Genomic DNA, 21992 nt, shown 5'->3' with positions numbered 1-21992 from the left:
GTCACGGTGGCCTATGGTGTAATTGGCAGCACGACGGTTTCTGGTTCCGTTAGTCTAGGTTCGAGTCCTGGTAGGCCAGCTCGCAGAGCTCATCTGCAACCGTGGATTCCAGATCCACAAAGCCCCCGTTGTGTAGCGGCCTAGCACGCTGCCCTCTCAAGGCAGTAGCGCCGGTTCGAATCCGGTCGGGGGTACAGATCCTTCCCGCGAGGACGGTACGGGTAGCTCCCGCCGACTTTGATGCAGGATCGCTAGGGCCCCCGTTGTGTAGCGGCCTAGCACGCCGCCCTCTCAAGGCGGTAGCGCCGGTTCGAATCCGGTCGGGGGTACTGGTCTAAACCAATATGGTCTAAACCACCATGGCCTATGGTGTAATTGGCAACACTACGGTTTCTGGTACCGTCATTCTAGGTTCGAGTCCTGGTAGGCCAGCTCGCAGAGCTCATCTGCAACCGCGGATCTGATCCGCAAGGCCCCCGTTGTGTAGCGGCCTAGCACGCCGCCCTCTCAAGGCGGTAGCGCCGGTTCGAATCCGGTCGGGGGTACCACATGAAGAGGCCCTTCCCGAATGCGGGAAGGGCCTCTTTCGTATGGCTGTGGGGTCATGGGCCCGGTCGGGGAGTGCGGATACAACTCCGGCCGGTCGCTGCGGCGTTGAAGCGACCGGCCGGGAACTGGCAGGGACGTGGAGGAAGTTGTGGATCAGCCCGTGCGGCGCAGCGCCTCGGAGAGGCGGCCCGCGGCGTCGATGACGGCCTGGGCGTGCATCCGGCCCGGGTGGCGCGTCAGGCGCTCGATCGGACCGGAGACCGACACGGCGGCCACCACCCGGTTCGACGGGCCGCGCACCGGCGCCGAGACGGACGCGACGCCCGGCTCGCGCTCGCCGATCGACTGGGCCCAGCCGCGGCGTCGTACGCCCGACAGGGCCGTCGCCGTGAAGCGGGCGCCCTGAAGCCCGCGGTGCAGGCGCTCCGGCTCCTCCCAGGCCATCAGGATCTGCGCGGACGAGCCGGCCTTCATCGTGAGCGTCGAGCCGACCGGCACCGTGTCCCGCAGTCCGGACAGCCGCTCCGCCGCGGCGACGCAGATGCGCATGTCGCCCTGACGGCGATAGAGCTGGGCGCTCTCGCCCGTCACGTCCCGCAGGTGCGTGAGCACCGGGCCCGCGGTCGCGAGCAGGCGGTCCTCGCCGGCCGCCGCCGCGAGCTCCGCGAGGCGCGGCCCGAGAATGAAGCGGCCCTGCATGTCGCGGGCCACCATGCGGTGGTGCTCCAGGGCCACCGCCAGGCGATGAGCTGTGGGTCTTGCCAATCCGGTGGCCGCGACAAGGCCAGCTAGGGTCGCGGGTCCGGACTCCAGGGCGCCCAGGACAAGGGCTGCCTTGTCCAGAACGCCGACGCCGCTACTGTTGTCCATGCGTCGATACTCCCGTCTCACTCTGTGAAACGCAAGTTCAATTTCCCGTGGAACTTGCCACTCTGGATGTCACACCGGCCCGCTGACCGAACGGGCCCGGCCGCTGACGTCCGGCACGGGGGATACGGACGTCGGCGATCCCGAAATCTCTAGTTGGGCCGGCTCACAACTCGCCGGCCGGAGGGAAAGCGATGGGTAGGACACTCGCGGAGAAGGTCTGGGACGACCACGTCGTCCGGCGCGCCGAGGGCGAGCCCGACCTCCTCTTCATCGATCTGCACCTGCTGCACGAGGTGACCAGCCCGCAGGCCTTCGACGGTCTGCGCAAGACCGGTCGCCAGGTGCGGCGGCTCGACCTCACCATCGCCACCGAGGACCACAACACCCCGACCCTCGACATCGACAAGCCGATCGCCGACCCGGTCTCGCGGGTGCAGCTCGAGACGCTGCGCAAGAACGCCGCCGAGTTCGGGGTGCGCCTGCACTCCCTGGGCGACGTCGAGCAGGGCGTCGTGCACGTCGTGGGCCCGCAGCTGGGCCTGACGCAGCCGGGTATGACGGTCGTCTGCGGCGACTCGCACACGTCCACGCACGGCGCCTTCGGCGGTCTGGCGTTCGGCATCGGCACCTCGCAGGTCGAGCACGTGCTCGCCACGCAGACGCTGCCGATGACCCGCCCGAAGACCATGGCCATCACGGTTGACGGCGAACTGCCCGAGGGCGTCACCGCCAAGGACCTGATCCTCGCCATCATCGCGAAGATCGGCACGGGCGGCGGCCAGGGCTACGTCCTGGAGTACCGCGGCTCCGCCATCGAGAAGCTGTCGATGGAAGCCCGCATGACCATCTGCAACATGTCGATCGAGGCCGGCGCCCGCGCGGGCATGATCGCCCCGGACGCGACCACGTTCGCCTATCTGGAGGGCCGCGACCACGCCCCCAAGGGCGAGGACTGGGACGCCGCCGTCGCGTACTGGAAGACGCTGCGCACGGACGACGACGCGGTCTTCGACGCCGAGGTCTTCATCAAGGCCGACGAGCTGTCGCCGTTCGTCACCTGGGGCACCAACCCCGGTCAGGGCGCGCCCCTTTCCGCGAACGTCCCCGCCCCGGCTTCGTACGAAGACGCTTCGGAGCGCCTCGCCGCCGAAAAGGCGCTGGAGTACATGGGGTTGGAGGCCGGTCAGGCGCTGCGCGACGTCAAGGTCGACACCGTCTTCGTAGGCTCGTGCACCAATGGCCGTATCGAGGACCTGCGGGCCGTCGCCGACATCGTCAAGGGCCGCAAAGTCGCCGACGGCGTACGGATGCTGGTCGTGCCGGGTTCGGCACGGGTCGGTCTCGAGGCCGCCGCCGAGGGCCTGGACCAGGTCTTCAAGGACGCCGGCGCCGAATGGCGGTACGCGGGCTGTTCGATGTGCCTGGGCATGAACCCGGACCAACTCGCTCCCGGTGAGCGCTCCGCGTCCACCTCCAACCGCAACTTCGAGGGCCGGCAGGGCAAGGGCGGCCGCACCCACCTGGTCTCGCCCCAGGTCGCCGCCGCCACCGCCGTGCTGGGCCACCTGGCCTCCCCGGCGGACCTCTCGGATGCGCCCGCCGACCGTACGCCCGCTGGAGTCTGATCAGTCATGGAAGCATTCACCAAGCACACCGGCCGGGCCGTCCCGCTGCGCCGTTCGAACGTGGACACCGACCAGATCATCCCTGCTCACTGGCTCAAGAAGGTGACGCGGGACGGGTTCGAGGACGGGCTGTTCGAGGCCTGGCGCAAGGACCCGGAGTTCGTGCTCAACAAACCCGAGCGCGAGGGTGCCACGGTGCTGGTCGCCGGTCCCGACTTCGGTACGGGTTCGTCGCGCGAGCACGCCGTGTGGGCGCTGCAGAACTACGGCTTCAAGACCGTGATCTCCGCCCGGTTCGCGGACATCTTCCGCGGCAACTCCCTCAAGAACGGTCTGCTGACCGTCGTTCTGGACCAGAAGGTCGTGGACGCGCTGTGGGAGCTCGTGGAGAGCGACCCGCAGGCCGAGATCACGGTCGACCTGGAGGCGCGGGAAGTTCGGGCCGAGGGCATCACCGCCTCCTTCGAGCTCGATGAGAATTCCCGCTGGCGTCTGCTGAACGGGCTCGACGACATCAGCATCACCCTGCAGAACGAGTCGGACATCGCCACTTACGAGGCGAAGCGTCCCTCTTTCAAGCCGCAGACCATCCAGGTCTGACCCGTCCCTGGGCAAGTCTTATTCAGGCCACTTCAACAGGCCTCGTACCCCCAATCGTGCACCGGTTGGGGGTACTTCTGTATGCGGCCCCAGGAGGCCCCGCCGGGCCTGAACGAGTGATCTCCGGGCCACCCCAACTCCCGCGAATGCCAAGGCTGTTCCCGGGGTAAGCGGGTCTCGGCACCGCTTCCGGCGGGCGCGTCGCCGAAGGGCTCAGGAGGCCCTCGTGGGGCGGGAGTTACACCCTGCGGAGGCGACAACTCGCCCCAGATGGCACAATCTGTGCATGGAACACGACGGCCAACTCCAGCTGTACGCGGCGGTCGCGAACCAACTCAAGGAAGCGCACGCCCGAGTGCGCGCACTGCAAGTCCCGGAGGGCGTACGGATGGCGCTGACCCGGAAGCTGCTGGCCATTACGGCCGCGGCCAAACACGATCTCGCTGCCGCGGCAAGGCGTCTGGAGCGATTCAAGGCGGACCTCGACGACTTCGACGAGGGCTCCGGCTCTGAAGAGGAACTCTGAGACAGCCCAGTTCGTTGCGGCACAAGGGTGATTAGCCCGTTTCGCGTTTGATTTGCGGTATATATCTGCCTAACGTGCGAAAAAGCCGGGTCGAAAGAGATTCGTTCCGGCAATGTCTCCGAAGGGGAAGACGTGAACAAGGCGCAGCTCGTAGAAGCGATTGCCGACAAGGTCGGCGGCCGTCAGCAGGCCGCGGAGGCCGTTGACGCGGTCCTCGACGCCATCGTCCGTGCCGTGGTCAGTGGCGACCGCGTCTCGGTCACCGGCTTCGGTTCGTTCGAGAAGGTCGACCGTCCGGCCCGTTACGCCCGTAACCCGCAGACGGGTGAGCGCGTGCGGGTCAAGAAGACCTCGGTGCCGCGATTCCGTGCGGGCCAGGGCTTCAAGGACCTCGTCGCGGGTTCGAAGAAGCTCCCGAAGAACGATGTCGCGGTCAAGAAGGCGCCCAAGGGCAGCCTGACCGGTGGCGCCTCGGCGACCGTCAAGAAGGCCGCGGCCAAGAAGACGACGGCCAAGAAGGCCGCCGCCAAGAAGGCCACCCCGGCGAAGAAGACCACCGCCACGAAGAAGACCACGGCGGCCGCCGCGAAGAAGGCCACCGCGAAGAAGGCCACCGCCACCGCCAAGAAGACCTCGGCCGCGGCGAAGAAGACCACGGCCACGGCGAAGAAGGCGGCTCCGGCCAAGAAGGCGGCCACCGCCAAGAAGGCCACCGCGAAGAAGACGGCGCCCGCCAAGAAGGCCACGGCCAAGAAGGCGCCCGCCAAGAAGTCGACTGCGCGCAAGACCACCGCCAAGAAGGCCACCGCTCGCAAGAAGTAGGACCTCCTCTTCGAGGTCGCCTTCTTGGGCGTACGCCACAAGGCTGCTCACGCGCCGGGCCGGGCTCCCCTCGGGGAGCCCGGCCCGCGGTGTGTCAGAACGTCTGCAGGGTGATGAGCGTGATGGCCGGTGCGTCCGCCGCGGCTCCGGTGCCGGGGGAGCCCTGCACCTCGATGCGGACCCGCTGGCCGGGGCGGAGTAGGCGCAGCCCGCCCGCGTCGAAGGCCTCGGCGCCGAAGGGGACCGGGGTGCCGTCGTCCAGAAGGACGCTGCCGGAGCGGGTCTCGGGGTCGTACGTGTACGCGGTGGCCTGCATGCAGGCAGCGTACTCAGTCGGCGTACTCACCCGGCGTACTCAGTCGACGAGGACGAGTCCCGCCGTGGCCTTCATCGTGTGCGGGCCGACCCCCAGAGCCAGTGCCGTCCGCAGGTCGTCGCCGGTGTCCACGTCCTGGCGGACCGAAGTGACACCGTCGAGAGGAAGTTCCACGGCCCCTGTCGCCCGGTGCCGGGCACGGGACGCCGCGCCGAAAGCGGGGAGCAATTCCGTGCCGGGAGCGGCGGACAGCAGGGTGGTGCCGATTCCCGCCGCATCGGGCAGAAAGGCCCGGGGAAATGCGGCGGCCGCGGTGAGAACGCGGGCCAATTCCGCGGGGCGCAGGGACGGCAGATCGGCGTTCAGGGCCGCCAGGGGCGCCCGGGGACGCGTGGCCCGTACAACCGTCTCTCCGTGCGCGAGAGCGGCATTGAGGCCCGCCTGTGGCGTGTCGGGCACGACCAGGGCGCCGAGGTCCGCCAGTTCGCGCCCCGCGCGGGCGTCGTCCGTGACGACCACCACATCGCGCACCGCCGTACAGGCCGTTGCGGCGGCCACGGTGTCCTGGGCGAATGCCAGGGCGAGACCGGGCCGCAGGGCGTCGCCGGCCGCGGGCGCGAGCCTGCTTTTGGCCCGCACCAACGGTTTCAGCGGTATCACCAGGGTCCACTGCACGCGCCTATTGTGACCTGTGCATGAGGTGCGCCCGTTCGGGCGGGCGTACGGTGTTCTCGACAGACCAGTGGCCCGGGGCGACACTTGTGCGGCTCCGCCAGGCCCTGCCTGCATGGTCCTAGAGGAAGGTGTCCGAGTGTCCCGCCGCAGAATCGGCTTCTGGTACCGCTTCGCTGCGGTCCTCTGCAAACCGCCGCTGGTGGTTCTGTTCAAGCGGGACTGGCGCGGAATGGAGAACATTCCTGCCGACGGCGGATTTATCACCGCGGTGAACCACAATTCACATCTGGACCCGTTCCTCTACGCGCACTTTCAGTACAACACGGGACGAGTCCCGCGTTTCCTCGCCAAGCACGGCCTCTTCAAGAAGGGGTTCGTGGGCGCCGCGATGCGGGGCACCGGACAGATTCCCGTCTATCGCGAGTCCACGAACGCGCTCAGCGCGTTCCGTGCCGCGATCGACGCGGTGGAGCGCGGGGAGTGCGTCGCCTTCTATCCCGAGGGAACGCTCACCCGCGATCCCGAACTGTGGCCGATGACCGGTAAGACCGGTGTCGCCCGGGTGGCCCTGCAGACGAAATGCCCGGTGATTCCCGTCGGCCAGTGGGGGGCCACCGACGCACTGGCGCCCTATGCGAAGAAGCCGCACTTCTTCCCCCGTAAGACGCACCATGTCCTCGCGGGCGAGCCCGTCGATCTGGCGGCTTTCTACGACAAGGAGATCACGCCGGATCTGCTCAAGGAGGCGACCGAGGTCATCATGACCGCGATCACCGCCGAGGTGGAGCAGCTGCGCGGCGAGAAGGCTCCGGCGAAGCGGTACGACCCGCGTGAGGCGCGCATCGCGCAGCGTCGCAAGCTGCAGGGCAGCGACCGGTCGCAGGGCGGCGACGCCGTGCAGGAGCGCGACAAGTCGCAGGCGGGCAGCGGGAGTTCGGCATCAGGCGGTACGACGGAGGAGAGCAGCAAGTGACCCGACCCGTGAAGGCCGCCGTCTTCGGGACCGGTTCCTGGGGCACGGCGTTCGGCATGGTGCTGGCGGACGCGGGGTGCGATGTCACGCTGTGGGGCCGCCGCGCCGAGCTCGCCGAGGCCATCAACTCCACCCGCACGAACCCGGATTACCTGCCCGGCGTGGAGCTCCCGGAGAACATCCGGGCGACGGCGGACGCCGCCGAGGCCGCCGCCGGCGCCGACTTCACGGTGCTCGCGGTGCCCTCGCAGACCCTGCGCGAGAACCTCGCGGACTGGGCGCCGCTGCTCGCCCCCGACACCGTGCTCGTCTCGCTGATGAAGGGCGTCGAGCTGGGTTCGGCGATGCGCATGAGCGAGGTCATCGCCGACGTCGCGAAGGTGCCGCAGGAGCGGATCGCGATCGTGACCGGGCCGAACCTCGCCCGTGAGATCGCCGCCCGGCAGCCCGCCGCCGCCGTGGTCGCGTGTCGGGACGAGGCCGTCGCCCAGCGCCTCCAAGTCGCCTGCCACACCCCGTACTTCAGGCCCTACACCAACACCGACGTGGTCGGCTGCGAACTCGGCGGCGCGGTCAAGAACGTGATCGGGCTCGCCGTCGGCATCGCGGACGGCATGGGTCTCGGGGACAACACCAAGGGGTCGCTCATCACGCGCGGGCTCGCCGAGACGACCCGGCTCGGCCTGGCCATGGGCGCCGACCCGCTCACCTTCTCCGGTCTCGCCGGACTCGGCGACCTGGTGGCCACCTGCTCCTCCCCACTGTCGCGCAACCACACCTTCGGCACCAACCTCGGCAAGGGCATGACGCTGGAGGAGACCATCGCGGTCACCAAGCAGACCGCCGAGGGCGTCAAGTCCTGCGAGTCCGTGCTGGAACTCGCGCGCCGTCACGGTGTCGACATGCCGATCACGGAGACCGTCGTCGCGATCGTCCACGAGGGCAAGCCGCCGGTGGTCGCCGTGAAGGAGCTGATGTCGCGCTCCGCCAAGCCCGAACGACGCTGAGCGACGGCCCGCGGGCCGCGGCGCGACGTGGCTTCCGGGGGCGCTGACTCTCGTACTACCAGCAGGTACCCTCAACGCGATATGAGCAGCGAGAACCTTCCCCAGAGCCCTGCGTCCGCCGCGTCCTCGGGCGCCTCGTCGGACGCTTCGTCGACCGGGCAGAAGCCGCGGGTGGCCGTGGTCTTCGGCGGCCGCAGCTCCGAGCACGGGGTCTCCGTCGTCACGGCGGGCGCCGTGCTCCGTGCGATCGACCGCTCCAAGTACGACGTCCTGCCGATCGGCATCACGCGCGAGGGCCGTTGGGCCCTGACCGCGGACGCCCCCGAGCGGATGGCGATCAGCGACCGCCGGGTCCCGGACGTCGCGGACCTCGCCGAGTCGCCCGAGGGCGGCGTGGTGCTCCCGGTCGACCCGTCGTCGCGCGAGGTCGTCTACACCGAGCCCGGCTCCGTGCCCAAGGCGCTCGGTGACGTGGACGTGGTCTTCCCGGTGCTGCACGGCCCGTACGGCGAGGACGGCACGATCCAGGGACTCCTGGACCTGTCCGGGACGCCCTACGTCGGCTGCGGTGTGCTCTCCTCGGCCGTCGGCCAGGACAAGGAGTACATGAAGCGGATCTTCACCTCCTTCGGGCTGAAGGTCGGTCCGTACCTGGTGATCCGGCCGCGCGAGTGGGAGCGCGAGCAGGAGGGCGCCCGCCGCCGCGTCGCCGACTTCGTGGGCGAGCACGGGTGGCCGCTGTTCGTGAAGCCCGCGCGGGCCGGCTCGTCGTTCGGCATCACCAAGGTCGAGTCCTTCGACGGTCTCGACGAGGCGATGGAGACGGCGCGCGCCCACGACCCGAAGGTCATCATCGAGGCGGGCATCGTCGGGCGCGAGATCGAGTGCGGTGTCCTGGAGTTCGAGGACGGGCCGCGCGCCTCGGTGCCGGCCGAGATCCCGCCGGTGCAGGCGCACGACTTCTACGACTTCGAGGCCAAGTACATCGACTCCGCGGCCGGGATCGTGCCCGCCCCGCTGACCGACGAGGAGACCGCCGAAGTGCGGCGGCTGGCCGTCGAGGCGTTCGAGGCGGTGTCCTGCGAGGGCATCGTGCGCGCGGACTTCTTCCTCACGGAGGACGGGGAGTTCGTGATCAACGAGATCAACACCCTGCCCGGCTTCACCCCGATCTCCATGTACCCGCGCATGTGGCAGGAGACCGGCGTCAGCTACCCGGAACTGGTGGACCGCCTCCTCCAGGCCGCGCTGCGCCGCTCGACGGGCCTGCGGTAACCGGATCCGCCCGGACCGGCTCTAGTCGGCGATCCCCTTGGGGATCGCCTTCTTGATGGGCCCGGCCAGGTCGACCAGTGGGCCCGCTCCGACGGCGGCCACCTGGTCCTCGGGGATCGTCACCTCTACATAGGCGAGGCGGCTGCCCGTCGTCATCCGCTGGGCGCCGCTGTCGAGTTTCTGGACGATCCACTCCACGCCGTTGACGGTCGCGGGGTTGCTGTCGGCGTCGGCCGCCGCGTCGGGCCAGGGGACACCGCAGCGCAGTATGATCGCGGGGCTTCCCCACGCGGCGGTGAGCTCGGAACTCGGGTCGGGATCGTTGCGTTCGGATCCGTCGAGCTTCTGCGGCAGCACCTTGTCCAGGTTCCGGCACAGCTTCGCGACCGACGTCTCCGGCGTGGGAACCGCGGCCTTCGGAGCGGCGTCCGTCGCGGAGCAGCCCGCGACGGAGGCGACCAGCAACGACAGTGCGGGCGCCCCGACAAGAACGCGGTGGACGCGGCCAATACGGCGCCGGTGACGGAAAGAGTTCACCGGCACAGGGTAGACGGGGGCTACAGGTGGACGACCGGGCAGGTCAGGGTGCGAGTGATGCCGTCCACCTGCTGGACCTTGGCTACCACCATGCGACCCAGTTCGTCGACGGTGTCCGCTTGCGCGCGCACGATCACGTCGTAGGGGCCGGTGACGTCCTCGGCCTGGATGACTCCTGGAATCTTGCCGATCAGCTCGGCGACGGTCGACGCCTTGCCGACTTCGGTCTGGATCAGGATGTACGCCTGTACCACGGAACCTCCAGGGCGGCCACGAGGATCATGTGGGGAGAAGGGACGCCACGGTATCGCGTCACCGCTCGTCACGGGGAGACCCGGGGCGGCTGTGGCGCACTCGCCGGTCTCGGGCCGGGAGAACGCGGGGTCGCAGCCGGGCTCCGGGGCGGCTCCTCGGGAAGAACGAAGGATGCGTACGGCATGGCCGTACCGGCCTCTGCGGGCGTGACCGTGGGTGCCGCGGCGGACGCCGCCCCGGTCGGCGGGGCCGCGGATACGCCCGCGGGCGTGCCCCTGCTGTCCACGGTACCCAGGGCGCGGACGCCCCGCGACCGCGCGCCGGGGACGGGTACGGCGGTGACGAGGGCCGGGCGCGGCGTACGAATGGTCGTCCCCGGGATGGTTCGGGATCGTGAGTGGGTCGGGGCGGAGCCGGCAGCGGGTCGGGAACCGGTCGGAACAGAAAGGGCAGCACGCACATGAAGGGCACCGTCGGCGAGCTGGGGGAGTTCGGCCTCATCAGAGAGCTGACCTCACGGCTCACCACCACTCCGGCCGTACGGATCGGCCCCGGCGACGACGCCGCCGTGGTCGCGGCACCGGACCGCCGAGTCGTCGCCAGCACCGACGTCCTGCTGGAGAACCGGCACTTCAGGCGCGACTGGTCCACGGCGTACGACGTCGGCCGCAAGGCCGCCGCCCAGAACCTCGCCGACATCGCCGCCATGGGCGCCGTGCCCACGGCGCTGCTCCTCGGCCTGGTGGTCCCCGCCGAACTGCCGGCGTCCTGGCCGTCGGAGCTGATGGACGGACTGCGCGACGAGTGCCAGGTGGCCGGCGCCGCCGTCGTCGGCGGTGACGTGGTGCGCGGCGACACCATCACCATCGCCATCACCGCCCTCGGCGATCTGCGCAACCACGACCCGGTGACCCGGGCCGGGGCCCAGCCCGGCGACGTCGTCGCCGTCACCGGCTGGCTCGGCTGGTCCGCGGCCGGATACGCCGTGCTCTCCCGGGGCTTCCGCTCCCCACGCGCCTTCGTCGAGGCGCACCGCAGGCCCGAACCTCCGTACGACGCCGGACCCGCCGCGGCCGGGCTCGGCGCCACCGCCATGTGCGACGTGAGCGACGGGCTCATCGCCGACCTGGGCCACATCGCCGAGGCCAGCAAGTGCCGCATCGACATCAGGTCCGGCAGCGTGGACGTGCCGTCCCAGATGAAGGACATCGGCCAGGCCGTCGGCGTGGACCCGCTGCAGTGGGTGCTCACCGGGGGAGAGGACCACGCGATCGTGGCCACCTTCCCGCAGGACGTGAAGCTGCCGGCCCGCTGGAAGGTGATCGGTGAGGTCCTCAACCCCTCGGCGCTGCCCCAGGTGACCGTCGACGGTGCGCCCTGGACCAGCACGGGTGGCTGGGACCACTTCGGGGACGGTCTCTCCGGCGGCTTCGGCGGGGAGATCGAGTCATGAGCGCCGATGTCACGGGGCCCGTGCGGGTGTTGACCGTCGCCGGGTCCGACTCCGGGGGCGGCGCCGGGATCCAGGCCGACCTCAAGACCATGCTGGCGCTCGGCACCCACGGCATGAGCGTCATCGCCGCCGTCACCGCACAGAACTCCCTCGGTGTGCAAGGAGCCTGGGAGCTCCCGGTGGAAGCGGTGCGTGCCCAGTACCGCAGTGTCGTCGACGACATCGGTGTGCAGGCCGTCAAGACCGGGATGCTCGCCTCTCCCGAACTCGTCGAGTGCGTCGCCGAGCTGCTGGCCGGCACCGATGCCCCGGTCGTGATCGACCCGGTGGGCGTGTCCAAGCACGGGGACGCGCTGCTCGCCGCCTCGGCGCTCGACGCCGTCCGCACCGAGCTGCTGCCGACCGCCACCGTGGCGACGCCCAATCTCGACGAGGTCGCCCAGCTCACGGGTGTCCAGGTGGAGTCGGAGGCGGACATGCGCACAGCCGCCGCGGCGGTGCTCTCCTTCGGGCCGCGATGGGTGGTCATCAAGGGAGGTCACCTGGGCTCCGGTGGGCCGGGGGGCGGCTCCGCGGAAGCGGTGGACCTGCTGACGGACGGGGCCGAGGAGCACTGGCTGCGCGCTCCGCGCCACGACAACCGCCACACGCACGGCACGGGCTGCACCCTCGCCTCCGCGATCGCGGCCCAGCTGGCCAAGGGGCAGTCGGTGCCCGAGGCCGTGCGCGCGGCCAAGGAGTTCGTGACCGGGGCGATCGCCGCCGGGTTCGCGCTGGGCGGCGGCATCGGGCCCGTGGATCACGGCTGGCGGTTCAAGCCGGCGGAGGCCGATTATCCGGCGAGGCCGTAGTCCTTCAGGGCCAGAGCGCCGGCGGCCTTCTCCGTCAGACGCTTGAAGAAGCCCGCCAGGAAGCGTGAGCTGAGCATGCGGTACGCCCGGTCACGGTTGCGGTTCTTCTTCTCGGTCGGCGGCGCGAAGAACGGGCCCGCGTTGCCGGATATCTTCTGGCAGCCCTTCGCGTACTTCGTGATCTCCGCCTCGAAAGCGGCGAACGCGGTGCGGTGATCGGTCCAGGAGCAGCAGGGTCAGCAGGGCACGAGGCCGTGGCCCGCCGGGGTCCAGGGGGCTGCCGTCAGTGGCCCGTACGTCGAGAGGGGCCGAGGACGCCGAACCGCATGCGCCGAGTCTCGCAGCCGCCACTGACAGTCGTGGCGCGATCACGGATCCCCCGGCGGCGTGCGGGGAAAACGAAGAAGCCGGTCCCCGAGGGGACCGGCTTCTTCAAGCAACCAGCGAGGTGGCCGCGCTACGCGTAACGTCAGCGCGAGACCTTGCCGGCCTTGATGCACGAGGTGCAGACGTTGAGCCGCTTCGGCGTCCGCCCGACCACTGCACGCACACGCTGGATGTTCGGGTTCCAGCGGCGAGACGTACGGCGGTGCGAGTGCGAAATGTTGTTGCCGAAGCCCGGCCCCTTGCCGCAGACGTCGCAGTTGGCAGCCACGGGTCACTCCAAAGACTTCAGATGCACTTACGGTTAATCCCGGCATGCCGGGATCGAGATCGAAAAGGATCTGAGTGGCGGTGCCAGGGGGATGGCCCGATGGTTATCGGGCAACCGGAGCAGCATACAACGGCTGCTTCGATACAACGAAACTACCATGGTTGCCCGGGCCGCTGTCCCCGGGCCCCGGATCAGGCCCTCTTCCCGGGCGGCTCCGCGCCGGGGTCTACTCTGCGTGCCAGTCCCGCCGCTCGAAGGAGGCGTAGGTGCCGCAGGTGCCGCATGTGCGACACGTACTCGACGCAGCCGCGGTACGCGCCTGGTGCTCACTCGCTCTCGAGGCGCTCGGCAGAGAGCGCGCGGAGATCGACGCCATCAATGTGTACCCCGTCGCGGACGGGGACACCGGCACCAACCTGTATCTGACCGTGGAGTCCGCCCATCAGGCGGTCGAGGCGGTCTTCACCGGGCTCGAACCCGCCGCTCCCGCACTGCCCGACGTGATGCGCGCCATGGCCCACGGCGCCCTCATCGGCGCCCGCGGCAACTCGGGGACGATCCTCGCCCAGCTGCTGCGCGGCATGTCCCAGGTGCTCGCCGACGGGCACCTGCGTGAGGGAGATCACGGCGCTCCGGCCGACGGGACGGCGCTGCGGCTGGCCCTGTTGCGGGCCGCGGAGTCCGCGCGGGAGGCGGTCGCCCACCCCGTGGAAGGCACGGTCCTCACCGTCGCGACGGCGGCCGCGGACGCGGCGACCGGCACGGACGGCGACTGCGGTGCCGTGGCGCGGGCCGCCTACGCAGGCGCGTGCGCGGCGCTCGACGCGACGCCGGGGCAGCTCGCGGTCCTCGGCAGCGCCGGGGTCGTGGACGCCGGGGGGAGAGGACTCGTCGCCGTACTGGGAGCACTGAGCCAGGCCGTCACCGGCAACGCGGTGCCGATGTGGCGGCAGCGGCACAGGGACGGGCACGCGCGCGTGGACGCCGTTTCCGTCGACGCCGAACTGGAGTGCCCCGACGAGCACGACGTCACCGGGCCCGCCTTCGAGGTCATCTACCTCCTGGAGGCCGACGACCGGGCCGTGGCCCGGCTGCGGGCCCGGCTCGACACCCTCGGCGACTCCCTGGTCGTCGTCGGCGGCGAAGGGCTGTGGAACGTGCACGTGCACGTCGACGACGCGGGCGCGGCCGTGGAGGCGGGCGTCGAGGCCGGGCGGCCGTACCGCATCCGCATCACGCACTTCGGCCTCGGTGACGCGCACGCCGGCCGCGCCGCCGCTCCGCCCCGCGAGCGTGCGCAGCGGGCCGTCGTCGCCGTCGTGCCGGGGGACGGGCTGGCGGGGCTGTACGCGGAGGCCGGCGCGACCACGGTGCCCGACCGGCCCGGCGAGCCGCCCGCCAGCGGTGAGCTGGTCGACGCGATCCGGCGCGCCCACGCGCGCGAGGTGGTGCTGCTGCCCAACGACGCCGAACTGCGGCACACCGCCGCCGCGGCCGCCGAGCAGGCCCGCTCCGAAGGCGTACGGGTCGCCCTGATCCCCACCCGCTCCGCGGTCCAGGGCATCGCCGCGCTGGCCGTGCACGAGCCCGACCGGCGCTTCGACGAGGACGTCGTCGCCATGACCTCGGCCGCGGGCGCCACCCGCTACGCCGAACTGGCCGTCGCCGAGCGGCAGTCCTGGACCATGGCCGGCATCTGCCAGGCCGGGGACGTCCTGGGACTCATCGACGGCGACGTGGCCGTCATCGGCCACGAGGTCCCGGCGACCGCCCGCACCGTGCTCGACCGGATGCTCGCCGCGGGCGGCGAACTCGTCACGCTCGTCCTGGGCGACGACGTGCCCGACGAGGTCGCGGACGCGCTGGAACGGCACGTCCGCGAGGCTCACCTGGCCGTCGACACCGTGGTCTACCGGGGCGGGCGGCAGTCGGCGCTGCTGCTGATCGGGGTCGAGTAGGCCCCGCTCAGCGCGCCCGCAGCGCGACCAGGGCCTCCTCCGCCTCGGCCCGGCGCTCCTCGTCACCGGCGTCGCCGAACGCCACGGAGGCGGACTCCAGGTGCGCCGCGGTGTCCGCGCTCTCGCCGCGCCGCTCGAGCAGTTCCGCGAACTGCCGGTGCGTGTGGCCCAGGTCGGAGAGCACGGAGAGCCGGACGTCCCCGTCGGACGACGGCAGCGCGTCCTCACCGGCACGGATCGCCGCGCCCATCAGCTCCCGCTCGTCGTCCGCGGACGCGGAGTCCAGCCAGGCACGCGCGCGCAGGCACCGCACCACGGCGGACACCTGCCCCAAGGAGGCCCACAGGTCGCCCGCGCGCACATAGGCCCGGTCCGCCTCCTCCGGACGGCCCGCCCGGTCCAGGGCGTCCGCCGCCAGGTTCGCGAGCATCGCGTGGTCCCGCTGCTCGGGCCAGTGCTGGGCGATCTCCGCGGCTCTCAGCCAGGCCTGCGCGGCCTGCACGTGCTCGCCGAGCGCGCGGGCACAGTCGCCGAGCCACCAGTGGGCCTGCACGATCGTTCCGTCGCCGTGGTCGTCGGCGGACAGGTCGAGCAGCGCCGACTCCAGGACCTCCGCGGCCTCGGCCGTGCGCTCCGCCCGCAGCAGATGACCACCCAGCTGGAACCGGGCCCAGGCGCCGAGCCCCGCGCTCCCACCGGCCTCGTCGGCCCAGTGCGTGGCCTCCAGGGCGTGGTCGGACGCGGACGCGAACTGCCCGGTCGCCGCGAGGACATCGGCCAGCTGGAGGTGGAGCTGGGCCGCCCCCACCGGTTCCAGGTACCCGGCCCCGTGCTCCAGAGCGGCCCGCAGCGCCCGCTCGGCCGCCGGGGCGTCCTCCCGGTCCCGGGCGAGCCCCGCGAGGCGCACCTCGCCGTCGACGGCCAGCCAGGGCCGTCCCGTCGCCACGTGTTCGGCGGTCGCCCGCTCGTACAGCTCCGTGGCGGCTTCCGTGTCACCCCGGTGCAGTGCGATGTCCCCGAGCATCGACCGGGCCGCCGCGGCCTGCGAGGCGAGCCGCGGCACGTCCGTGAACGGCTCGACGAGCGCCAGCAGCTGATGGACGCATGCCTCCGCCGCACCGATCTCGGCGTCCTCAGCGTCCTTGGCGTTCTCAGCGTCCTTGGCGTCCTCAGCGTCCTTGGCGTTCTCTGCGTTCTCGGAGTGTGCCTGGAGCAGGATGCGCGCCCGGCACGCGAGGACGGCCGCCGCCGGGCGGGCCGTCGTGGCGTCCAGACCGGGGAGGGCCGCGAGCACCTGCTCGTACGGTTCCCGGACCGCGGTCAGCGCCTCGTCCGTACGGCCCGCGCGGGACAGCGCGTACGCACCCCGCGCGCGGGCCGCCCTCGCCTCCTCCGGATCACCGCTCGCCTCGTACAGCTCGGCCGCGCGGGCGAACTCCTCGACACCGCCGTCGGACGAGCCCATCGCGCCGTAGTCGGCCACCTCGGCCCGGTCGTGGACGGTGAGTTCCAGTCCCTCCGTCTCTGCGGCACGCGCCGCCCGCTCCCAGGCGAGACCGGCGTCCGGGCCGCCCTGCTCGGCGGAGAGCCGGCGGGCCTCGGCGACCAGCGCCGAGGCGTCGGCGGGCTGCTCGGCGGGCGCGGCCACCGCCGGCACAGGGCGCGCCTGCCGTACGACCCGTACGCCCAGCGGGAGTCGGTCGAGCAGCGGCCGCTGGTCCATGCGCTCGCGCACCCGGCGGCCCACCCGGTCGGTGCCGTTGCGCTCGTCGAACCGGGACGCGAGTGCCTGTGCCTCCCCGCGCGCGTGCACCGCCAGTTCGGCCGCGGTCCAGGCCCGCCCCGAGGGCCCGGGAACGCTCTGCTCGCCCAGGCCCAGTTCGACCAGCCGGTCCATCACCAGAGCCGTCACGGCCAGGAAGTCCATCAGGCCGTCCGGGTTGCCGCTGTCGGTGAAGTACGCGGGGCGTTCGGTGAGCAGTTCGATGGCACGGGCCTCGTTGCCGGTCAGGGCACAGAACTCCACGTGCGAGGCGAACGCGCCCCGCATGGACTCCATCTGCCGGACCAGGCGGTAGCCGCGCAGATGGTGGGCGCGGGCCTCCTCGGGGCGGCCCAGACGCAGCAGGGGCAGCAGCGAGGCCGCCAGCGTGGCGTGCGGCTCGTGGGCGCACGTGTGCTCGCCCTCCAGGACGGGCCGCCACAGCTCCAGGGCCCGCTCGTCGTCGCGCAGGTCCGACTGGCGGGCGCCCTGGCCGTTCAGCTCACAGGCGTGGCAGTCCGCCATCTCGTCGCGGTCGGCGGCCAGCCATGCCTCGTACGCGCGCGTGGCCCGCTCCTCGTCGCCCACGTGGTCGGCGACGTAGAACTCGCTCATCCGCACGGCCCGCTCGGAGTGCCCGGCCACCCGGTAGCGGTGCTCCATCTCGCCGAGCCACTTCTCCATGGAGGCCAGCGGGATGTGCGGCTGGTTGAGCATGCCGCCCGACATCCACTTGAAGACCCAGTGCAGCGAGTGCGTCTCGTAGGCGTCGAACTCCTCGGGGTGCTCGTCCCACATGCGCAGCAGGCGCGCGAAGGGGACGAACATCTTGTCCTTCTCGGAGCTGTAGTTGTACATCTGCAGCTGATGGCCGAGCGCCTCGATGACCGCGAGGGGCTCGGCGAGCTTCTCCGCCCCGGTGAGCAGCAGCTCCGCGCGGGCGCCGCGGGCCGGGCCCTCGGGCTGCGCGGCGTTCTCCGCCATCGCGCGCCGCAGGGAGTCCAGGTCGATGATCTCGTCGGTCCCGTTCATCGGGTGTCGTCCTTTCCGGTGCCGGGGTGCGTGGCCCACTCCAGGAGGCCGATGAACGAGCGGTTGAGGAGCGCCGAGTCGGCGGGGCGCAGCGGGCGCTGAGCCATCAGCAGGGCCTGCCCGTAGAGGGCTTCGGCGGCCGTTCCGATCAGCTCCGCGTCGGCCAGGGAACTCACCCTGCGGATCAGTGGGTTGAGGTGGTTGAGCACGAGACGCGCGCGTGGGGCGCTGCCGCGCAGCGAGCCCAGGATGCCCGCCCACAGATCGTCGGCCTGCGCCTCGGCGTCCGCCCGTGCCTGCTCGTGGCGGGCCGCCCGGTCGTCCAGGTGCAGGGCGGGCACCGTCAGCGGATGGAAGGCCCGCAGGACGACGTCGCAGCCCAGCGGGTCGAGCCGGGTCCGGGCCGCCGCGAGGAACGCCGCGAGGGCCAGCTCCTCGGCCGGGTCGATCGAGTCCAGGTGCGCGGTCACGGTGTCCGCGTCCAGCTCCGCCACCGGCGTGCCCGGGCGGACCGAGGGCAGCGCCTCGACGAGATCGGCGTCGTACGTGTAGCCGCCGTTGACGACACCGATGCCCTGCGCCGACGCGATCGGCGCGACCTGCCGGAACTCCTCGACGGTCCGCGTGAAGTGCACGACGGGATGGCGCTGCGCGAACTCCTCCAGGGAGAGCCGCCCGTCCGTCGTCTCGAACGGCAGCCAGGGAAGCATCGTGCGCAGCATCTCCTTGTCGTGCCGCGCAAGGGACTTCACGCCGAGGTGGTGCACCGACAAGAACGCGGCGAGCCGTTCCGGATCGCCCGCCGCGAGTGTCGTCAGCCACTCCCGGATGCGCTCGCCCAGGGCCTCCCGGACGGCGGCCAGGGTCTCGTCCTCGTACAGGGACTCGCGCGAGGCGGTGGGCCGCAGGCTGTCGGTGTCGATCACACAGCGTACGAAGAACGCCCAGTCGGGCAGCAGCTGCTCGGCCCGCTCCGTCAGCAGCATGCCCTTCAGGTGCACCCGGTGGCCCGCGCGCTGGGCCGGGCTTACCGCCTGCGGCAGGACGTGCGCGACACCCCGGACGCCCGCGAGCGGCACGTCCAGGTCGATGGAGTCCAGCGGCGTGAAGCCGAACAGGTCGTGGCAGTGGCGGGCCAGCGCCACCCGACGGCCGGCGGGCGTCGGATACGCGCGGTTCCAGACGGCCGGAAGATCCGTCACCGGCTCCTCGCCCACCCGCACGTCGTACGGCAGCAGCGAACCGAAGTCCCGCGCGAGCGACAGCACCCGCTCCTCGGACAGCCAGTCGCCCGCACCCGCGCGAGCCTCCAGGAGCACGGTCGTACCCGGCTCTGCGCGGGCCGCGTCCGGGAGCGTACGGACCGTGTACGAGCCGTCGTCGCGGGCCGTCCACTCGACGGGCGGCGCGTCCGGCGTACGCGCACTGCGGCTGACCACCCTGATCCGCTCGGCGACCACGAAGCACGCGAGCAGCCCGATGCCGAACTGGCCCAGGAAGTCGGCGCGGGCCGACTCCAGGCCGTCGCCGCGCTTGGAGCTGCGGCCGATCGTCGCGAGCAGGCTGTGCACGTCCGACTCGGTCAGACCGATGCCGGAGTCCTCGACCCGCAGCGCGCCGCCCTCGGCGAACAGCCGCACGGTGGCCGGGGCGTCGGGCTGTTCGGCGCGGCGGGCGGTGATGGCGTCCACCGCGTTCTGCAGCAGCTCGCGCAGGTAGACCTTCGGACTGGAGTACAGGTGGTGGGAGAGCAGATCGACGAGACCGCGCAGGTCGACCTGGAACGTGTGCGGCGCCTGGGCGCGCTGGGCATCGTGAGAAGTCTGGGAATCCATCGTCGCTGCGCCGGTGGGGGGACAGGCGACGGCGCGGGTCGGGCGGCCCTGCGTGAGGTGACCGCGAAAGGGGCGGAAGGCGGTCATCCTAGGGCCGGGAGGCCCCTTCCGACCAGCGGTTTTCAGGGATCCCGGGTCGCGGGTCCCGGGGACCTGCCGAGGATTGTCAGTGACGTGGTGTGCAATGGATCTCGTGCCTGTGCTCGAAGAACCGCTGAAGAAGGTGCTCGGCCCCGCCACCGCGAAGGTGATGGCCGAGCACCTGGACCTGCACACCGTCGGTGATCTGCTCCATCACTACCCGCGCAGATACGCCGAGCGCGGCGAGCTGACGCGTCTCGCGGAGCTGCCGCTGGACGAGCACGTCACCGTCGTCGCCCAGGTCGCGACCGCCCGCGTCCTGCGGTTCAACGGCGGCAGCGGACAGCGCCTCGAGGTCACCATCACCGACGGCAGCGGCCAGATCCAGCTCGTCTTCTTCGGCAAGGGCATCCACAAGCCGCACAAGGAACTGCTGCCGGGCACGCGCGCGATGTTCGCCGGCAAGGTCTCGGTGTTCAACCGCAAGATGCAACTGGCGCACCCCGCGTACCAGTTGCTGCGCGCCGACACCGCTGACGGAACAGCGGATTCCGCCGAGGTCGCCGAGGCCGTCGGCTCCTGGGCCGGCGCTCTGCTCCCGATCTACCCGGCCACCGCCAAGCTGGAGTCCTGGAAGATCGCCAAGGCCGTCGACCTGGTGCTGCCCCGCGCGCCGGAGGCGATCGACCCGCTCCCGGAGTCGCTGCGCGAGGGCCGCGGCCTGGTGCCGCTCCCCGAGGCGCTGCTCAAGATCCACCGGCCGCACACGAAGGCGGACATCGCCGACGCCCGCGCCCGCCTCAAGTGGGACGAGGCGTTCGTCCTCCAGGTCGCCCTCGCCAGACGCCGGTTCGCGGACACCCAGCTGACCGCCGTCGCCCGCGAGCCGAAGCCGGACGGACTGCTGACGGCCTTCGACGCCAAGCTGCCGTTCACGCTCACCGACGGCCAGCAGAAGGTCTCCAAGGAGATCTTCGACGACCTGGCCACCGAGCACCCGATGCACCGGCTGCTCCAGGGCGAGGTCGGCTCCGGCAAGACGATGGTCGCCCTGCGCGCCATGCTCGCCGTCGTCGACGCGGGTGGCCAGGCCGCCATGCTGGCGCCCACCGAGGTCCTCGCCCAGCAGCACCACCGCTCGATCACCGAGATGATGGGCGAGCTGGCCGAGGGCGGCATGCTCGGCGGGTCCGAGCACTCCACCAAGGTGGTGCTGCTCACCGGCTCCATGGGCACCGCCGCACGCAAGCAGGCGCTGCTCGACCTCGTCACGGGCGAGGCAGGCATCGTCATCGGCACGCACGCGCTGATCGAGGACAAGGTGCAGTTCCTCGACCTGGGCCTGGTCGTGGTGGACGAGCAGCACCGGTTCGGCGTCGAGCAGCGCGACGCCCTGCGCTCCAAGGGCAAGCAGCCCCCGCACCTGCTCGTCATGACGGCGACACCGATCCCGCGCACGGTCGCCATGACCGTCTTCGGCGACCTGGAGACCTCGGTCCTCGACCAGCTGCCCGCCGGACGCTCGCCCATCGCCAGCCATGTCGTCCCCGCCGCCGACAAGCCGCACTTCCTGGCCCGCGCGTGGGAGCGCGTGCGAGAGGAAGTGGGCAACGGGCATCAGGCGTACGTCGTCTGCCCGCGCATCGGCGACGACGAGGACGACAAGCCCAAGAAGGGCAAGAAGAAGTCCGCCGAGGACGAGGCGGAGAAGCGGCCGCCGCTCGCGGTGCTCGACATCGCCGAGGAGCTGGCGCACGGCCCGCTCCAGGGCCTCAAGGTCGAGGTGCTGCACGGAAGGATGCACCCCGACGACAAGGACGCGGTGATGCGCCGGTTCGCCGCGGGGGAGACCGACGTCCTGGTCGCCACGACCGTCATCGAGGTCGGGGTGAACGTGCCGAACGCCACAGCGATGGTGATCATGGACGCCGATCGCTTCGGCGTCTCCCAGCTCCACCAGCTGCGCGGCCGCGTCGGGCGTGGCTCGGCGGCCGGGCTGTGCCTGCTGGTCACCGAGATGCCCGAGGCGAGCCCCGCGCGCACCCGGCTCGGCGCCGTCGCCTCCACGCTGGACGGGTTCGAGCTGTCCCGGATCGACCTGGAGCAGCGGCGGGAGGGCGATGTGCTCGGACAGGCCCAGTCCGGAGTGCGGTCGTCGCTGCGCATGCTCACCGTCATCGAGGACGAGGAGGTCATCGCCGAGGCGCGGGAGGAGGCGACGAAGGTGGTCGCCGCCGATCCGGAGCTGGAGGGGCTGCCGGGGCTGCGCACGGCGCTGGACGCGCTGCTGGACGCCGAGCGGGAGCGGTACCTGGACAAGGGGTGAAGCGCGACC

19 protein-coding genes, 5 tRNA genes and 1 pseudogene are annotated in these 21992 nt (G+C 71.3%); 16 read left to right on the top strand and 9 right to left on the bottom strand.

The genetic code is table 11. The features are described 5' to 3' along the window. The first annotated feature begins 7 nt into the window (after positions 1 to 7). The 5 genes from ABT127_RS17740 to ABT127_RS17720 all read left to right on the top strand — a co-directional run bounded on the left by ABT127_RS17740 (position 8) and on the right by ABT127_RS17720 (position 548). Positions 8 to 79, top strand: a tRNA-Gln gene (locus ABT127_RS17740). A gap of 42 nt (positions 80 to 121) precedes the next feature. Further along, positions 122 to 194, top strand: a tRNA-Glu gene (locus ABT127_RS17735). A gap of 62 nt (positions 195 to 256) precedes the next feature. Then, positions 257 to 329 (top strand) — tRNA-Glu (locus ABT127_RS17730). A gap of 31 nt (positions 330 to 360) precedes the next feature. Beyond that, positions 361 to 432, top strand: a tRNA-Gln gene (locus ABT127_RS17725). Positions 433 to 472: 40 nt separating this feature from the next. Then, positions 473 to 548 (top strand) — tRNA-Glu (locus tag ABT127_RS17720). A gap of 154 nt (positions 549 to 702) precedes the next feature. On the opposite strand, the gene ndgR is transcribed toward ABT127_RS17720, so the two are convergent. After that, positions 703 to 1419, bottom strand: a complete 717-nt coding sequence (ndgR, locus tag ABT127_RS17715) for an IclR family transcriptional regulator NdgR (protein WP_055552755.1) — start codon at positions 1417 to 1419, stop codon at positions 703 to 705. A 191-nt stretch (positions 1420 to 1610) separates the two neighbouring features. Between ndgR and leuC the strand changes: the two genes are divergently transcribed. The 4 genes from leuC to ABT127_RS17695 all read left to right on the top strand — a co-directional run bounded on the left by leuC (position 1611) and on the right by ABT127_RS17695 (position 4992). After that, the gene (gene leuC / locus ABT127_RS17710; protein ID WP_351450385.1) at positions 1611 to 3044 is read left to right on the top strand and encodes a 3-isopropylmalate dehydratase large subunit; all 1434 of its coding nucleotides are present in this window, start codon (positions 1611 to 1613) and stop codon (positions 3042 to 3044) included. Positions 3045 to 3050: 6 nt separating this feature from the next. Beyond that, entirely contained in the window at positions 3051 to 3644 is a 594-nt protein-coding gene (gene leuD, locus ABT127_RS17705) for a 3-isopropylmalate dehydratase small subunit (RefSeq protein WP_351450382.1), read from the top strand. A gap of 286 nt (positions 3645 to 3930) precedes the next feature. Then, complete coding sequence (locus tag ABT127_RS17700) at positions 3931 to 4170, top strand: SCO5555 family protein (RefSeq protein ID WP_351450379.1); 240 nt, start codon at positions 3931 to 3933, stop codon at positions 4168 to 4170. Between the two features lie 132 nt (positions 4171 to 4302). Then, positions 4303 to 4992 (top strand): HU family DNA-binding protein, encoded by a 690-nt coding sequence (locus ABT127_RS17695; RefSeq protein ID WP_351450377.1) that lies wholly within the window; start codon positions 4303 to 4305, stop codon positions 4990 to 4992. Between the two features lie 94 nt (positions 4993 to 5086). On the opposite strand, the gene ABT127_RS17690 is transcribed toward ABT127_RS17695, so the two are convergent. Together ABT127_RS17690 and cofC are read right to left on the bottom strand one after the other, a co-directional pair. Next, positions 5087 to 5308 (bottom strand): hypothetical protein, encoded by a 222-nt coding sequence (locus ABT127_RS17690; protein ID WP_351450374.1) that lies wholly within the window; start codon positions 5306 to 5308, stop codon positions 5087 to 5089. Positions 5309 to 5347: 39 nt separating this feature from the next. Continuing rightward, a complete protein-coding gene (cofC, locus tag ABT127_RS17685) occupies positions 5348 to 5983 on the bottom strand; it encodes a 2-phospho-L-lactate guanylyltransferase (protein ID WP_351450371.1) in 636 nt (211 codons plus the stop codon). Between the two features lie 136 nt (positions 5984 to 6119). On the opposite strand from cofC, the gene ABT127_RS17680 reads away from it, so the two are divergent. The 3 genes from ABT127_RS17680 to ABT127_RS17670 all read left to right on the top strand — a co-directional run bounded on the left by ABT127_RS17680 (position 6120) and on the right by ABT127_RS17670 (position 9238). Beyond that, entirely contained in the window at positions 6120 to 6956 is an 837-nt protein-coding gene (locus ABT127_RS17680; protein ID WP_351450368.1) for a lysophospholipid acyltransferase family protein, read from the top strand. Then, positions 6953 to 7963 (top strand): NAD(P)H-dependent glycerol-3-phosphate dehydrogenase, encoded by a 1011-nt coding sequence (locus tag ABT127_RS17675; protein ID WP_351450365.1) that lies wholly within the window; start codon positions 6953 to 6955, stop codon positions 7961 to 7963. Before ABT127_RS17680 ends, ABT127_RS17675 begins: the two co-directional genes overlap by 4 nt. Positions 7964 to 8044: 81 nt before the next feature. Further along, on the top strand, positions 8045 to 9238 hold the full coding sequence (locus ABT127_RS17670; protein WP_351450362.1) for a D-alanine--D-alanine ligase family protein: 1194 nt from the start codon (positions 8045 to 8047) through the stop codon (positions 9236 to 9238). Between the two features lie 21 nt (positions 9239 to 9259). On the opposite strand, the gene ABT127_RS17665 is transcribed toward ABT127_RS17670, so the two are convergent. Both ABT127_RS17665 and ABT127_RS17660 read right to left on the bottom strand, forming a co-directional pair. Then, positions 9260 to 9775 (bottom strand): DUF3515 domain-containing protein, encoded by a 516-nt coding sequence (locus ABT127_RS17665; RefSeq protein ID WP_351450359.1) that lies wholly within the window; start codon positions 9773 to 9775, stop codon positions 9260 to 9262. Positions 9776 to 9795: 20 nt separating this feature from the next. Then, positions 9796 to 10029, bottom strand: coding sequence for an Lrp/AsnC family transcriptional regulator (locus ABT127_RS17660; protein ID WP_016642988.1), 234 nt, complete (start codon positions 10027 to 10029; stop codon positions 9796 to 9798). Positions 10030 to 10490: 461 nt separating this feature from the next. Between ABT127_RS17660 and ABT127_RS17655 the strand changes: the two genes are divergently transcribed. Both ABT127_RS17655 and thiD read left to right on the top strand, forming a co-directional pair. Then, the gene (locus ABT127_RS17655) at positions 10491 to 11483 is read left to right on the top strand and encodes a thiamine-phosphate kinase (RefSeq protein ID WP_351450356.1); all 993 of its coding nucleotides are present in this window, start codon (positions 10491 to 10493) and stop codon (positions 11481 to 11483) included. Next, positions 11480 to 12334 (top strand): bifunctional hydroxymethylpyrimidine kinase/phosphomethylpyrimidine kinase, encoded by an 855-nt coding sequence (thiD, locus tag ABT127_RS17650; protein WP_351450353.1) that lies wholly within the window; start codon positions 11480 to 11482, stop codon positions 12332 to 12334. Before ABT127_RS17655 ends, thiD begins: the two co-directional genes overlap by 4 nt. Here thiD and ABT127_RS17645 read toward each other — a convergent pair. Both ABT127_RS17645 and rpmB read right to left on the bottom strand, forming a co-directional pair. Further along, positions 12316 to 12552 (bottom strand): annotated as a pseudogene (locus ABT127_RS17645) (FAD-dependent oxidoreductase); the annotation flags it as partial. The gene thiD and the pseudogene ABT127_RS17645 overlap by 19 nt on opposite strands. 251 nt (positions 12553 to 12803) lie before the next feature. Further along, the gene (gene rpmB / locus ABT127_RS17640) at positions 12804 to 12989 is read right to left on the bottom strand and encodes a 50S ribosomal protein L28 (protein WP_003957616.1); all 186 of its coding nucleotides are present in this window, start codon (positions 12987 to 12989) and stop codon (positions 12804 to 12806) included. A gap of 266 nt (positions 12990 to 13255) precedes the next feature. Here rpmB and ABT127_RS17635 point away from each other — a divergent pair, with 266 nt between their 5' ends. Then, a complete protein-coding gene (locus ABT127_RS17635) occupies positions 13256 to 14947 on the top strand; it encodes a DAK2 domain-containing protein (protein ID WP_351450350.1) in 1692 nt (563 codons plus the stop codon). A 7-nt stretch (positions 14948 to 14954) separates the two neighbouring features. Here the strand turns inward: ABT127_RS17635 and ABT127_RS17630 are convergent, their stop codons facing one another. Together ABT127_RS17630 and ABT127_RS17625 are read right to left on the bottom strand one after the other, a co-directional pair. Then, positions 14955 to 17741 (bottom strand): tetratricopeptide repeat protein, encoded by a 2787-nt coding sequence (locus ABT127_RS17630; protein ID WP_351450347.1) that lies wholly within the window; start codon positions 17739 to 17741, stop codon positions 14955 to 14957. Then, positions 17738 to 19576: an HSP90 family protein gene (locus tag ABT127_RS17625; RefSeq protein ID WP_351450344.1), complete on the bottom strand. Its 1839-nt coding sequence runs from the start codon at positions 19574 to 19576 to the stop codon at positions 17738 to 17740. The genes ABT127_RS17630 and ABT127_RS17625 overlap by 4 nt, the downstream gene beginning before the upstream one ends. Before the next feature lie 184 nt (positions 19577 to 19760). On the opposite strand from ABT127_RS17625, the gene recG reads away from it, so the two are divergent. Then, complete coding sequence (gene recG, locus ABT127_RS17620) at positions 19761 to 21983, top strand: ATP-dependent DNA helicase RecG (RefSeq protein ID WP_351450341.1); 2223 nt, start codon at positions 19761 to 19763, stop codon at positions 21981 to 21983. The last annotated feature ends 9 nt before the right edge of the window (positions 21984 to 21992 follow it).

The organism is Streptomyces sp. NPDC001904 (assembly GCF_040297005.1).
GTDB lineage: Bacteria > Actinomycetota > Actinomycetes > Streptomycetales > Streptomycetaceae > Streptomyces.
This window is presented reverse-complemented; position numbering and strand designations above follow the sequence as displayed.

Coding starts and splice junctions, on each gene's coding strand:
- ABT127_RS17625 (WP_351450344.1), bottom strand. CDS start 19,576: ATGGATTCCCAGACTTCTCACGATGCCCAGCGCGCCCAGGCGCCGCAC.
- ABT127_RS17655 (WP_351450356.1), top strand. CDS start 10,491: ATGAAGGGCACCGTCGGCGAGCTGGGGGAGTTCGGCCTCATCAGAGAG.
- recG (WP_351450341.1), top strand. CDS start 19,761: ATGGATCTCGTGCCTGTGCTCGAAGAACCGCTGAAGAAGGTGCTCGGC.
- ABT127_RS17690 (WP_351450374.1), bottom strand. CDS start 5,308: ATGCAGGCCACCGCGTACACGTACGACCCCGAGACCCGCTCCGGCAGC.
- ABT127_RS17630 (WP_351450347.1), bottom strand. CDS start 17,741: ATGAACGGGACCGACGAGATCATCGACCTGGACTCCCTGCGGCGCGCG.
- ndgR (WP_055552755.1), bottom strand. CDS start 1,419: ATGGACAACAGTAGCGGCGTCGGCGTTCTGGACAAGGCAGCCCTTGTC.
- ABT127_RS17670 (WP_351450362.1), top strand. CDS start 8,045: ATGAGCAGCGAGAACCTTCCCCAGAGCCCTGCGTCCGCCGCGTCCTCG.
- leuD (WP_351450382.1), top strand. CDS start 3,051: ATGGAAGCATTCACCAAGCACACCGGCCGGGCCGTCCCGCTGCGCCGT.
- ABT127_RS17700 (WP_351450379.1), top strand. CDS start 3,931: ATGGAACACGACGGCCAACTCCAGCTGTACGCGGCGGTCGCGAACCAA.
- thiD (WP_351450353.1), top strand. CDS start 11,480: ATGAGCGCCGATGTCACGGGGCCCGTGCGGGTGTTGACCGTCGCCGGG.
- leuC (WP_351450385.1), top strand. CDS start 1,611: ATGGGTAGGACACTCGCGGAGAAGGTCTGGGACGACCACGTCGTCCGG.